10 protein-coding genes are annotated in these 13,475 nt (G+C 41.5%); all 10 read right to left on the bottom strand.

Annotated features, from left to right (window positions below; all coding sequences use genetic code 11):
* The 10 genes from G4P69_RS06845 to G4P69_RS06800 all read right to left on the bottom strand — a co-directional run bounded on the left by G4P69_RS06845 (position 1) and on the right by G4P69_RS06800 (position 12,658).
* Positions 1-1,731, bottom strand: a complete 1,731-nt coding sequence (locus G4P69_RS06845; protein WP_208339108.1) for a type IV secretory system conjugative DNA transfer family protein — start codon at positions 1,729-1,731, stop codon at positions 1-3.
* A gap of 203 nt (positions 1,732-1,934) precedes the next feature.
* Complete coding sequence (locus G4P69_RS06840) at positions 1,935-3,242, bottom strand: hypothetical protein (protein WP_243902124.1); 1,308 nt, start codon at positions 3,240-3,242, stop codon at positions 1,935-1,937.
* Between the two features lie 131 nt (positions 3,243-3,373).
* Positions 3,374-4,123 (bottom strand): hypothetical protein, encoded by a 750-nt coding sequence (locus G4P69_RS06835; protein ID WP_208339109.1) that lies wholly within the window; start codon positions 4,121-4,123, stop codon positions 3,374-3,376.
* Entirely contained in the window at positions 4,120-5,817 is a 1,698-nt protein-coding gene (locus G4P69_RS06830) for a TrbI/VirB10 family protein (RefSeq protein WP_208339110.1), read from the bottom strand. The genes G4P69_RS06835 and G4P69_RS06830 overlap by 4 nt, the downstream gene beginning before the upstream one ends.
* A gap of 17 nt (positions 5,818-5,834) precedes the next feature.
* Positions 5,835-6,611 (bottom strand): hypothetical protein, encoded by a 777-nt coding sequence (locus G4P69_RS06825; RefSeq protein WP_208339111.1) that lies wholly within the window; start codon positions 6,609-6,611, stop codon positions 5,835-5,837.
* Positions 6,612-6,629: 18 nt separating this feature from the next.
* Positions 6,630-7,778, bottom strand: a complete 1,149-nt coding sequence (locus tag G4P69_RS06820) for a hypothetical protein (RefSeq protein WP_208339112.1) — start codon at positions 7,776-7,778, stop codon at positions 6,630-6,632.
* 75 nt (positions 7,779-7,853) lie between these two features.
* The gene (locus G4P69_RS06815; protein ID WP_243902125.1) at positions 7,854-8,603 is read right to left on the bottom strand and encodes a hypothetical protein; all 750 of its coding nucleotides are present in this window, start codon (positions 8,601-8,603) and stop codon (positions 7,854-7,856) included.
* 184 nt (positions 8,604-8,787) lie between these two features.
* On the bottom strand, positions 8,788-11,610 hold the full coding sequence (locus G4P69_RS06810; RefSeq protein WP_208339113.1) for a hypothetical protein: 2,823 nt from the start codon (positions 11,608-11,610) through the stop codon (positions 8,788-8,790).
* A gap of 36 nt (positions 11,611-11,646) precedes the next feature.
* A complete protein-coding gene (locus tag G4P69_RS06805) occupies positions 11,647-11,988 on the bottom strand; it encodes a hypothetical protein (protein ID WP_208339141.1) in 342 nt (113 codons plus the stop codon).
* Positions 11,989-12,055: 67 nt separating this feature from the next.
* A complete protein-coding gene (locus G4P69_RS06800) occupies positions 12,056-12,658 on the bottom strand; it encodes a hypothetical protein (protein ID WP_208339114.1) in 603 nt (200 codons plus the stop codon).
* Positions 12,659-13,475 lie beyond the last annotated feature (817 nt).

Here is a 13,475-nt window from a genome sequence, read left to right as displayed (position 1 = left end):
TTACAAAAATCCTTTATACGCATCTACTGGCAGAGGCGCAGCACCTGCTTGCACAGGTTCTTGAGGTATGGGGAATAGCTTATAAACTTCAGCAATTCGCTTATCCAAATCCTCTTGTGTAGGTCGCCTTTGAGTACTTTTCTTAGTGAGTCTTAATATCAAATTCTCCCATCTAGTATCATTTTCTTTCTCAATATTTATCAAGGCTTTTGGCACCTTAATTGCCTTTAGCAATGGCACAGAAGCTTCATCTTTGTTAGAGTAGGCGGGGTTAATGAATATGCATTTTCCTGGAGGCAGCTTCAAAAACTGTGCTGGTTCAAACAGCTTCCGTGTTTTCTCTTGGTCTGATACAGATGTACTGGTTTTACCTCCCCCAGTACTTTTCGATTTCTGTTTGTACTTAATTTCCTCATCCCCCAAGTAGCTGCTGAAGAGTCGTGCCGATTCTTCTTCCCCTGGGTTGAAGATAAACTTGGTTCCACAAGCACCCAGTATGGTTTTGGCTACTTCCTTACCGTAGTATTTCTCTAGCTGTCCCATGTTCTGCCATCCAAGAATACCGCAGAACCCTTCACTTCGAGATTCGTTAAGCCATTTAAATAAGTCGGGCAAGTACAAAGAGGGCACCTCATCTAGTACAACGATCAGGGGGTCTTTACGTTTTTTAGCGATCGCCCTAGCAACAGTCATGTGCAAAATGCTGCACAGCAATGGACCCACTGCATCCCGACGTTCCCTGTCTAACCCGAAGATAATCATCTGCTTTCCCTTGATTTCCAAAGGAAGTGTAGTCTTACCCACAAAGCATCCCAGGGTATTTTTCTTCATGAAGCGGGTGAACATCAAACTGGCAGTACCAGCAATACCTGCTACAGTTTTCTCAGAACCAGCAGAACTGAACAACTGACCAAAGGAAATTCTAATCCACGGGTTGAGGTTAGCCGCCATCAATCTTTCCACCATGCGTTCGCTACTGAGGATGGCTGCGGCCGTCATGATGTCTGGATACTGTGTTTCTTTGGTCAGCATCAAAATGGCTTCCGTCAGCTGGTCGCCTGCAGGACCAAAGAAAGCGTCATCATTAGAGGAGGCCATCATTTTGAAGTTTTTGTTGATAACAGTAGCTAGCTGGCGTGCTGTTTCAGCATCGGTGGCGTCTCGCAAGAAATCTAAAGGATTACAAACCTCGCTTTCTGGGAAACCAGGGGCGAAGACATGCACCTCATAGCCCATCTTCTTGGCGTAGCTGGCAACCTTAGCCTGAGTGGGATATTTGAAATCATATAAGACGATGGGGAAACCCTGATCAATAGCAGAGTAAATCATAGGGTTGATAGCAGAGAAAGATTTGCCACTACCAGGTGCACCAACTACAGCCGTTCCTCTTTGTACATCTGGTATGTATAGTGGTGTCCCCCCACTCCCTTCCTCCCTTTTTGTGATTTTGTTCTTGAACTTGTGTCTGCCAATATATAGTGTGGCACTATCACATTTGGGGAATAAAATTTGTTTGAGTGCCTTCTTTTTGGCTTTCGCTGTCTCTTTGCCTCCGCCAAAATAGCTAGTAGCTAACTTACCCTTCTTACCTCCAGAAAACATGGACAAAGCAACAATCCCTAATAAGCATCCTGCTAGAGCTATACCATTAGGACTAAATAAGCTGCTTGTATATTTTCCTATAGGAGATTCAGTGTTTTGTAAATCTTGAATCAAATTTGTATCATTCATATAATTATAAATTTTTTCTAAAAAAATCAATTTTTATTCTTATTAAAGAAGAATTTAAAAATAGTGATACTTATGAAGTTTGGCACGGTAATTAAGTAACATTTATAATCATTCAAAAGCATAATTAATAAATTTTTTAGATTTTGATTGCGTGAATTGCAACATTTCAATACAGTGATATGAAAGTGTATGTTGAGAAAACTTTAGTCAAAATTTTGGTGTTGTAGAATGTTGAGGGGAGTCCCGATAAAGATATACGATTTCTCTTTGTAGGGGAGGAATGGAAAAGGACCAATGAAGTAAGGCGAGCATCCTAAATCGACAAACAAGCTGTGTTTGCAGATACGGAAGAACATAGCGGTGGTGATACTTCCATCTGCCTCATTAATGTCCCATACTACTTGTTTGAACACCTTACCAAAAGGATTTCTTCCTGTTGGTTCTTTACCGCCATTCAGCTTACCTAAAATTCCATATCCTCCACTGACTTTTTGAAACTTACCGCTCATCCATTGAGTACCTGTCAGTCCCCCTAAACCCGATAATTCTATATGGGCACAGTTTTGAGAGCAGGGTACGTTAAATCCCTCCTGATAGCTGCCACTAATAGACCGTTGGCGATTAGCTTCTACTTCTTTTAGTGGCAAATCCACCTTCCCAACAATATTCCCTTGGGGTACAGTCATAATAGGGAAATTATTAAAGCTGACGTTGTTTAGCCCAGGCACTTCAGCGATAGCGGCATTCTGCCAGTTACTAAAGTCCTTCAATTGTGCCTTTGCAATCCCTGGAATTGATGTCAACTTATACTTGGAAAGGTCAATTGCTCCCAATTCTATATCATCTAATTTTGGGTTCTGTTGTACTAGCTCTCCAATTGTTAAATTTTCAATCTTTCCTGTAGTTAATGTTTGTTCAACCAAGTCCCTAATCGGAGGCACGTCGAGCACTTGTTCATCAGCCAATTTGGGAATTGCCTTAATCAACTCAGGTATTGTTTGCCATTGGGTAATTGAGAAATTAGATAATTTAGTATTTTCTAGGGAAATGTTACTCAGGTTTTCGATATTTTTCAAGCTGAAATTCTCTAACCCTAATACTTCTTCAAAATCACCTAGTTCCATGACCTGATCTAGAGTTTGTCCCGCTTTCCAAATTCTTTTTGATTTGTATCCAGGAGTTTTGACTGTAGGCAATTCAATACTGCCATCACTAGAAAAAACAAATGATTTAAAATTGATGTTATCCCAGTCAGGAACAGGAGCATTATTCAACAATTTTGTGGGCATAGTGGAAGTGAAAGTATAGGGTAAAGTGGCTGCTGTTGCTTTTTGACTTAAAAGAGAACCCACCAGATTCCCACGACCAAACGCTAAAAAGCCATGTAATGCTAAACTCGTTAGTAACCCGAATACCATCCATGATTTTAGGTTTTTATTGAGATTAGAGCGATTGAAAGCTATTTGAGATGATTGAATATTTTTTTTGCTTTTAGTAGTACGTAGTAACATATTTTGGATATAATTGTAATGATAAATTTATGAAACTAAAACTATATTTAAGTCTACAAGGGGCGAAGTTTTAAACCAATAACTATTCTGAGTTGTGAATTCTTCTTCATATTGTGTGGGTTACTTTGAATTCATAATTTTGAATTGTTTTGTTGGGATCCTAATTCTAATAGGCGCTCTATAAGCCTTTGAGACACTCCAGCATTCTGCGCTGCGGTAGTGAGGTTTTTGCCAGCCTCTAGCTCTTGCACTAGCTTTTGCAGTTTTCCCCACAGTGGATTTGTGGAAGTAATCCACTTGCTTTGAGCAGCTACCTGTATGCCCTTGTTGATGGTGGCGATCGCTATTGAGTCCGAGGGTGATGCTGAGGTTTCAGCTTTGGTTATGTTAGGGGTGATCTGAACTATGCTGTATGTTGGCATGCCTTTGCCCATTACCACCCTAAAGTTATAGGTTTTGCTTTCGCCCCCTCGTGTCTGCGTCACCACTGTGAGAAGAGTACCGTTAGTGGCTGCGGGTATTCCTCTGAGGCGTAACGGTTCAATTTGTCTAAGATGGATTAGTCCTGCTCCTGAGTTTTTGCATTCTTTGTTGGACAGCCCTTCCAAGCAGCCGTCTACATCCATCAGTACTCTAGAAGGGTCATCCAACCACACCCGCTTAATGGTTTCCTCAGTGCCGTAATACGATATTGATACTCCGTATCCTGACCACACATGCACTGTTTGCAACTCGGCTTGTATACCAGTCGCTCTGCTTTGGGGAATGGTACGGACAGAACGAATGCTACTAGAATCTGGCTGTGCTGCATAGCAAGGATTAGCTGCGATCAAGGAAATAGATAATCCCAAGGATATCCAGAAGAATTTGCTTTTTGTCATAAATGCATCGACTTATTGACTGTAATGAGAATTTTTGTGCCTTTTTTAACAAACCAGATGTTGGGTCTTCCTACGATTTCTTGCAAGGCTTTTTGGTTCCTTGCTTTTACTTGGTCTGATACTGCACCAAAGGCTCCTTGCAAAAATGCAGCGCCAATAGATCGTCTGCCATTGTTACTGGTCTGTATGCTGCTAAATCCCCCACCAGATTGGGAAAGGCTAGTTTGCACATCAGGTCGGTTGATGATTTCCCCTACCTTAGCCAATCCCGATACCAGCCCTAATCCTGCATCCAAGCTAAATATTTCTCCCCCTTTACCGTGATATTGGTGGGCTACTAGTGGTTCTCCCCCCTCTCCCAATACGGAGATCGCTCCCTTAGACACCGGGTACTCAGTACCGTCTTTGAGAATTGCACTCACTTGTGCGATCGCCCTACCACTTGAGTCTACCCCTTGCATTTCTATTGAAATGAGTGTGCCTGTTGGAATTGCCTCTTCCCTGGTGTTGCTCCTTAATGGTTCGGTCAGTCTAGCAACAAACTGGGGTTGGGGGTCACTTGAACGACTACCAGACGACCAAATTAATGAAGTTTCTAAAGTAGCAGCTGCATGTTCCCCCACCACTAGGTACTGTTCTTGCTTTCCTTCAATAATTCCTGCTTCTTCTGATGAGTAATCCCCGTTAGATGTAGTAGTATTTTTTAGCTCATCACCATTTTTAGAAGCTAAAGAGATTACAGGCGTCCACTTTGGTTTGAGTTGTTCTATTGCCCTACTTGTGGTAGTCGTTGTGTCGCTATTTGTGTCTCCTGTGGCTTCTTCTGTTCTAGAGTTACGACGATTGCCAGATCTGCGCCTTGGGGTATACTCTGTGTCGCTCCAGCTACCAGTATTATCTGTAGAACTTACATTTGCCGTGTAGTATATTTGTCCACCACTTCCCAAGGAACGCAGTCTTTCTAGCTCTATAAGGGGATCTGTGGGTTTGGCCGCAACTTCAGTTTGAGGGAGTGCTAGTGCAACTTGTAGTTTTGGTGTAACAGGTGGGGGTGGGAGTGAAGAGCGTGTTATGCCTAGGGGAGGCGGTGGAGATGCCACTCTGGTTGGTACTGACGCATAAGTACTTATTACCCGTTGTGTTGGTTTAGCGGTCGTTGTCTTTGACAACAATTCTTGCTTATCCTTATTAACAGAAGGAGATTTATTCGACTGTTTTGGTGTTTTTTGACTATTTAGTAAAGCTAGCTCCGAAGCTTGCCTTTGCAGTGCTAACTTGGCATACACATCGCCATCCTTTAATGGTTCTTTTTTTTCCTCAGTGGCAGTTGGTATTGCTGCAATTTTTGATTCCTCTTTCTTTTTAGTTAAGTCCCCATTCATAATGGGTTCCAAAACGAGGTATATCAAGAATAAAATGACTGCTACTCCACCACCAACCACTCCAAACCGGGACCAGGGAGAATTGACTAAAGAATGTCTGGTTAGTGCTAGAGCTGGGTCTTCCGTTGGTGAATCCCCACTATCATCCTCTCCTTCTAATAGAGAAGTTTCATCATCATCTTCTAACTGTAAAAGGCTATTAACAGTACTTTTTTTGCTTCCATTAACACCATTATTCTCTACTAACTGCCCAATATTGTTGGGAGAATTTGAATGTCCATTATGCTCAAAATTTGTTTGATTATCACTCATAATTTTAAAGGCTGTTATCACTTCTGTAAATCCAAATCAGTAATTTCAGTAATTTCCAGTCCAGACTTACGAGTCTGATAGATTTTTTTAGCAATTTCTGTAGTTTCTGGAGGGAATTGGGGAGTGCTGATAGCTTGGACAGTAACAGTTTTGTTGAAGCCTATTCCACTTCCTGCATTATCTTCTTTGGAAAAAGTGACCAGGGTAGCCACTATATCTACCTGCCATTTTCCTTCTCTAATTTTTCTGGGTTCGCTAACATAGCGAGGAACTAGAGATGTTTGAATATTTCCACTAAATGCACCGGGTGGAGTGAGTTCTGCTAGTTTCTTCAAAAAGCTAGCTCTAAAATCCTCTTTCTCTGTGAGTGCAAATGCTGCTTCCCACGCTTTGGTCGTCACCCGACCTATACCTTTTTTTAGCTTAATTTCAACTCCTTTATCAGCTTTTGTTACCACTTCTCCATCTCTAGAATTTGATAGCATTAACCCATCCCAATTGAACATTTTTACCATACTGTCACTGACAAATTTTTTGATGACTTCAGCAGAACGTTCTTTGGGGTCAAGAGCTTTAACATTTACTGTACTGCCATCAACAAGCTGTACCAAGGACGGTGCTTCTTTTCGGGATAGACTGGAAGTAGCACCATAGTTAGCAATTTGAATAAACAAGGAGAGAATACTTATTACTAAAGAAGAAACTGCAACAATGGCAATGGGGTTAGAGACAGATTGTCCAGAACTAAGTATTCTTAATGGTTGTCTACTATTTTTTATTTTGGTATTAAGCATATCTTAGGTGAATTGAAATCATTTATTAGCAGCTTTACTAGTAATTCTGCTAGTGACTGTGTTGATAGTGGCAGAAAGTGCAACACTACCACCAGTAGCCACTCCAGTACCAACCCACTCTGCACCTTTATTGAGTTGTGTCAGTACTGCTATCCCTCCCCCAGCAGCAATTCCTGTTGCTAAGAAGGGGGCAACAATTCCAATAAAAGCCAGAAAAATCATCGGTTGACTTGCTTTGGCAGTAGCAATGAGTTGTCCAGCTAGACCCAAAATGATATTGAAAGATAGTTTGGCGATCGCTACTGTAAAAAACCCCGTTAGCCATCCTACAATTGCTTTAGTTCCTATAGGCATGAGGGAGCCACCGACTGCCAAAGGTCCAATCAGAGCAGTCAACAATAATGCTAGTTCTAATCCCCATTGGTAGGCATTATTTAGCGCCAGTAAGAGGCTGGTTATAAAGCTAGTTACAACTGCACCAATAGCGGCACTGGATGCAGCAGTTAGTTTGTTGGCAATTCCTTCAACAGGATTGCTACCACCATCAGCTTCTTGGGCAGCTTGGTCAATCTTGTCTAGCCCTCCGAGTACCCAACCACCTATTCCTTCGCCTTTATCCCCTTTAAAAATATTGGGAAATTTTGCTTGTAAGTCTTCCTTAGATCGTTTGAGACATTCTATTTGTTCTTGATTTGACAGTTGGGCAGAACGGCATTGTTGAATGGCGTCCCCTACAGCTGCTTCTATAGCCGCTTGTCCTATTCCTTGTTGGTAAGCAGCTCTCAAGTCTACATCTGCTGCTGTATACTCTAGAACATAAGTGTTAACACTATTAATGTACCCCCGCAACATAAGTGTGCTGCTGGCAAGAACTGTGCCATTATTGGATAATAGCATTGCAACTATAAGCGGCCAGATAAGTTCGGTAAATGCCTTTTGTTCTTCACCGTTGAGCATTTGTTTGCCCCATTCCACCATAAATAGTGCTAAAGAACCTACTGCAAATAGGGTTCCTACGCTGCAAAGAGATTTGTACAATCCTCCTGCGAGCGTTTGTTCCCACAGTTGGCTAAACCCATCTGCCACTAAATTTGCACCAGCAGCAGCGTTTTCTAATAACTGTCCAGCACCAAAATTGTTGGCTGCTATTATTGTTTGCCCAATCATTTATATCTGTATAATTATAAACAGTGTGTGGTCAACTACTCTTCCAATTATGAGTAGTTGATGGTTTGCAGCTTGTTATTTCTTTGCAGTGTAGGATGGGTCTAGTCGGCTCCATCCGCTAAGCTCAAGGAACTGACTAGTAAGACCAGAGGTTATTATCCTCTGAGTACGGTTTTGCTCTGCCCCATTCTCCGCAATTTGACTAAGCATTAAATTGGTACGCTGAGTATCATTGCGTTGCTGCAATGCATCTGTTTGCACTTGCCCTAGCATAGAAACGACCTGGGCGTTCTGAGCAGCGATCGCTTTGAGAACGTCTTGGGAAGAGTGAGCGTTTTGGGCATCTTCAGCTAGTTGTTGCGCATTGTCCATCGTCTCTTTAGTAGCATTAATCTCAGCTAGTGTTCTTGCTTGCCCTTCTTTACTAAGTACGCTGGCGACTGATGCTCTGGTTGTGGCTCTCTCTAGTTGTTTTCCAGTTTCCACAGCACCAATTACTGTGCTAGTTTCTGTTGCAGTTCCTCCTTTCTCCTTAACTTTTTCTGCCAACTGTTGCGCAGCTTCTGTAGGGTCGGAAATACCTAAGTCACCCTCTGAATCAGAAATAGCAGCTAGAGCATCTTTTTGCAGATTTCCCCAGCCACTGCTGATTTCTTGTTCAACTTTGGTGGAAATCCCTTTGAAGTATCCGTTTAGCTGTTCTAGTGCTTTGTCTAAGCTTTGACTGATATTTAATCCCAAATTAATTCCGGCATAACTGGGTAATGTTGTTGATAACAACACCCCAGTTACTGTAACAGTAATTAAGATGTTTCTGTTGTTCATTTTGGCTTTCATCACATTATCCTTTATGGAGAATGGTGGTGGTAATTGTAGTGGCAATGTGTTCACCAATTCAAAACTGAAGACTGTTTTACTGCCTGTATGTATTTAGGCAACAAAGGAAACAAAAACTACGTTTAGGCTAAGCAGGATTAAACTAGAAGATACGATTAATAATCAATCTTATCTAAGAGAGTTTACATTGAGCTTTATTCAATAGTTTGTGGGCTTTGCCAGTCAATTCTTCTTTACGAATCATTTTCACATACTCTTCAGCAAACCTCACCATTCCTGTAAGAGGATCATCTTTATATTTAGTGAGGAATGTTGTTCTCAATTCCTGCTCTTGAGGGTTATTAGCAACGGCAGCTAAGAGACAGTATGCAGGATAATATCGGCAAAAAGTGAATTTGCCATTGTCATCAAGTAACCACTGAGAGTAAATGTTCTCCTTTTTAGGAAAGAAAGCTTCTGTGCTGTTGCGGGAGATAATTTCATAGGGATACTTGAAATGCCTGATGAAGGGGTCAACAGCACTAGTTTGAATCCGCCCTATTAGCCTAGTTGTCAAGTTAGCAAAGATTTTTGGTGCTGACTTACTTTGGTAGATACTGTCTGGTTCTTGAGCAGATAATATCACACGAATACCAGCTTTTGCACCATTAGCACAAAGCCTTCCAATTAATTCTGCAATGGATTCAAATTGGAAGAGAATTGGTGCTTCATCCAAAAAGAAAATTGAGGCTTTAGATGATAAGGCACGACGCAGTGCTGCTGCATAAGCACTTAATGCGAGTATTGCTGCATCAGAGTCAGTGGCAAGAGAACGTAGTGCAAACACCAGCAAAGGAGCGTCTGTGCGGAAGCTGGAAGGTCTGCTGATAGATTTACCAACTCTACTGTTAAGCCAAAATCTCAGTCTTAGTCTGATTTGGTCTAAGGCTTTGAGAATATCTTCACTGTTGTTAGTAATCGTATCTAATTTGATATATCCAGGAGAGCAGTAATTGTAGAAATCATTCAAGGTAGGTGTATCGTTCCATTCTGGTGTTCCCAATCCCTTTTCCAAAGCTTCTTTGTATCGTAACTTAATATCATCATCTGCAAAAAATGTCTCAATTGCTAAGGTGAGAATGCTTTCAATGTTACTAACCCTCGTTGAATCGATATCAAATGGATTTGTACCGAGAACCATAGTTATTAATGTTGATTTCAAAAACTCTTTGAAATCTGTCATTCTCTCCTTTCTAAGCTCTACATTCAATCCCCTTAAATCAGGTAATTCAAACAGATTATTTGCTTCTTTTGATATGTCGAAATATGCACCATCGTCTCCCAGAAAATTGGTGTAATCCGTGAAGGTACTGCTACCGTCAGGTTTAGGATAATCTAGAGCCACAACAGGGATATTTTGAGCTAATGCAAGGGTCAATAGTCCGGCAACTAGCACAGATTTACCAGATCTAGTAGTACCGAAAACGGCAAGGTTTTTGTGGTTATTGTAGAGGTCTAGGTGAACGGGAGTACCTCCTTCTTCAGCAATTAATTCAAACCCTGACTTGTCCCCAGTTGCAGTTTTGATAATAGGCATTAGTCCTGGCACTTCTCCACTGAAGTAGGGCAGTCGTCTATTAAAGGGTTTGGTGAGCAAGTTCTCCCACACAATTGGCAAGGACTGCAACCAAATTTTCCATGCATACTCCATCTCCCTGACAACGACTGCAGGACGAAGAAAGCAACTGGAAATATAGCGGCAAGCTTCGTCTAGCTTTTCTCGCTCTCTGCGGTGGACGAGGAAGATAACAGCAGTATGAATTGGTACAGCACCTTTGTATATGGTTTCTTGGGCTGCGATCGCTTCCTCTATATTGAGGTTAGCCTTCACATCTACACTATTCTTTTGAGCCGACATAGCAGAAGAAACGATAGATTGTTTGGTGATTCGCTGTAGCGCTGTTTTCGCCAGAGCCTCATTTGCCTTACTCAGTTGGCATATGATCTCAGTGTCGGAAACTTTGTCTCTAGCAATCAGCTCCCATAGATACCGCAACTGAGCATATTCGTCCACCCAGCCTACTGGCTTTTCTGTGAAAGTTAGAGCACCTATATAGTGGTTTTGCAAGTAGACCCAAGCTCTGTCTAGGAAAGGGACGGACTCTTGTGTTTCTAGAATAAGATGGCGAATGTGATAGTCGCTATTTTGCTCTTCCCTCACCCCATTTTCATCCAAAATTAGTAAGTGGGGTATGATAGGGGGAGTGCTGGTGTTAAAATGTTTCCACAAAACTGTCCATAACTCGTTAGCACCCAAAGCCCTAAAATTTAGTCCCATTTTGTTAGCAAGGGTTTGTTCCCAAAGTTGGAACCCACAGAAGAAAGAATTTTTAAGGATCGACTCGACTCTTTGGTATCTAACTTGGTGGATCTGACCAGTGAATTTATCCCAACTGTCTTTCAAATGCAGAATGAATTTTTCTACAGGATCAGCAGTTTTCCCATCTTCACTCCCTGAAACTGTGTAGGTACAGTAGATTCTGAGAAACTTGTTTTTACGAGTACCATTTTTGGTCAATTCCCTGATTCTCAGTCTTTCTGATCTGATTAATAGCGTCAATTCATCCCTAGAGCATCCATTTTCTATGGCTTTTAGTTCTTGTTGACGGTCGGAATCTTCAGTGAAAGAACCGAGATGAAGGGTCAGTGTCTCTCCATTGGGGATTTCTTTAAGTCCTGCTTCTATACCCTCGAAAATCGGTACAATTTGTTCTTCTGGCACAGAAGGATGAATGCCTTGGCAGTCAAAACAGAATTTAATTTGTAATCCATCATTCTTTTTGAGAATAATTGCTCCAATATCCTTTCTTCCTCCAATCGAAATGCTAGCAATAGCTGCTATATGAGTTAAGTCCTCAAAAGGAGTTAGGTGCTTGACTACTGCAATTTCTTTGGTGGAGATACTTTTGGTTCCGACTTTGTCTTTAGGTGATTTGCTCTTAGTTGAAGAACTCATTGTGACGAAACATTTTTGATTGTACTAAATGAATGCTTATTTTCGACGTCTCACTATTTTTCTAGAACTTGGCTCTGGCGTTTCTGGTTGTTGAACAAGGGAGTAAAAGCTTTTGTAGCCTCTGCTGATCCTGGGTACTCCTACAAACTTTGATAGCCAAGTTTTGTTACTAGTTAAAGTCCACCAAGTTGCCCACCCCCAAGCAATTACCAACCCAGTTACTAACCACGATGCTTGCAGCATTGCCTTGCAGATGAAGTATACAACTGTTGCAATGGCTGTCCAAGGAAAGACTTGATCTGCAGGAAAAGGACCAATTCTAGGCTGTTCTCCCAAAACTCGATTAACTGTTCTGAAATCTCTACTGCGCTTTAACATATCTATGTGAATGTTGGGATAGTTCCAGTCCAAAATTACACGCTTTACCTACGAGCAGTAGGCGTGATTATCTTCCTCCAGTAACTAATCCTGCAAGAATGTCCCCAATTACTACTGTGACAGCGATGATCAATGGAGTCCTAGCTAGGTTTTGCCAGTCTTCATCGTTTCTGGCAGAATTCACAATTCTTACTAGAGAAATACCCAAATATACTAGGAATAGCCCCCTTAAAACGTTGAAAACTAATTTGATAGCATCTGCTGAGATACCTGTAAAAGCACTTGTCATCCATGTTTCTGCATTATTTAAGAATTGTGCAGAAGCAGGAGCAGTGGCAAAGTCTAACATGAAAATTACTGCGACAATCGCCAATAAAGTTCCATATAAGTTAATCCCCATTCTTCGCTGTAATTTTTCAAAGTTTGTTAGCAGCTTATTAGCTTCTTTGGGGATTGCTATAATAATGGCGGTGAGGAACATTAGCGAAGACATAATAAGGTGATGTATGGAAATATCTACAATCATCAGTCCCGCTGCTGCCACCATCAATAATACAATCGAACTTTTTTCTTGAGTATTCCATTTTCTCGCTTGTACAGTTGGATATTCTCCCATTTCTTCGTGGCCTAAATAAGAGTCGTTGTTGTACTTTGGAGCTTTGGATTTCATAAGCAGAATTCTATTAATCTTATGTTTCTGCTATTTTGTATCAATTCTCTCCCTTCAGTCTGCTATCAAATTTCGTATTTTATTATATTTATGTTTCCTTACATCAACTGATATAAGTATATGTATGTATCAAATTTAACAAATAATTATTTTAGACTTTATAACTTTATAATTGTCATGATTTATTTGAAAATTCTTCATAAAAAAGTAAACACCATTAGAAACTGGTTTTGACGGCAGTTAAAACGAGCCACTGCGGTGGACGGAGAGAAGTTGCAAGGAGGGTTTCCCTCCGGGCAAACTTCGGGGTTTCCTGGCATAAAGCATGTGGTGAATTCAGCGCCTACGGAGGGTTTCCCTCCGTAGGCGACTGGTGTTAGCGCTAGCGTTAGCGACGCAGGAGCGTCACCCGAAGGGCGTTGCCCGCGCCGTCTTTCCGCCCTGATATAAATACCGAGAGAGTGTCAATTCCTTTAATTCCTTGACACTCTCTCTTCTCAGTAGCAAAGACGCTACGCGCGACGCGCAGCTATGCCCGAAGGGCTTTACGGGGCTACCAGACATCCCGATCTATTTCGGTGTACCGAGTTAATTTTGAGTTGGATGATGGGAGGGTCTAACTCCAAGCAATTGTGTTATCATAACATAACTCCAAACCGCTAGTCGAGGACGGGAGTAGCCTTAGTCAGCGAACCTGTTTAAATGGAGTTAGAAGGGTTATTTGCCCAAACCTCTCTTGAGCAAATTATCCAGTTCACTCATCAAGTTGTTCATAAAGCAGTGCTTTATTCTCGGCACACTAGGTTTAGTTCGTTTA

Source organism: Aetokthonos hydrillicola CCALA 1050 (genome assembly GCF_017591665.1).
Lineage (GTDB): Bacteria > Cyanobacteriota > Cyanobacteriia > Cyanobacteriales > Nostocaceae > Aetokthonos > Aetokthonos hydrillicola.
This window is presented reverse-complemented; position numbering and strand designations above follow the sequence as displayed.

What these genes read in the sequence shown, in the direction of transcription:
- G4P69_RS06845 (WP_208339108.1), bottom strand. Translation starts at nt 1,731, where the DNA reads ATGAATGATACAAATTTGATTCAAGATTTACAAAACACTGAATCTCCT.
- G4P69_RS06840 (WP_243902124.1), bottom strand. Translation starts at nt 3,242, where the DNA reads ATGTTACTACGTACTACTAAAAGCAAAAAAAATATTCAATCATCTCAA.
- G4P69_RS06835 (WP_208339109.1), bottom strand. Translation starts at nt 4,123, where the DNA reads ATGACAAAAAGCAAATTCTTCTGGATATCCTTGGGATTATCTATTTCC.
- G4P69_RS06830 (WP_208339110.1), bottom strand. Translation starts at nt 5,817, where the DNA reads ATGAGTGATAATCAAACAAATTTTGAGCATAATGGACATTCAAATTCT.
- G4P69_RS06825 (WP_208339111.1), bottom strand. Translation starts at nt 6,611, where the DNA reads ATGCTTAATACCAAAATAAAAAATAGTAGACAACCATTAAGAATACTT.
- G4P69_RS06820 (WP_208339112.1), bottom strand. Translation starts at nt 7,778, where the DNA reads ATGATTGGGCAAACAATAATAGCAGCCAACAATTTTGGTGCTGGACAG.
- G4P69_RS06815 (WP_243902125.1), bottom strand. Translation starts at nt 8,603, where the DNA reads ATGAACAACAGAAACATCTTAATTACTGTTACAGTAACTGGGGTGTTG.
- G4P69_RS06810 (WP_208339113.1), bottom strand. Translation starts at nt 11,610, where the DNA reads ATGAGTTCTTCAACTAAGAGCAAATCACCTAAAGACAAAGTCGGAACC.
- G4P69_RS06805 (WP_208339141.1), bottom strand. Translation starts at nt 11,988, where the DNA reads ATGTTAAAGCGCAGTAGAGATTTCAGAACAGTTAATCGAGTTTTGGGA.
- G4P69_RS06800 (WP_208339114.1), bottom strand. Translation starts at nt 12,658, where the DNA reads ATGAAATCCAAAGCTCCAAAGTACAACAACGACTCTTATTTAGGCCAC.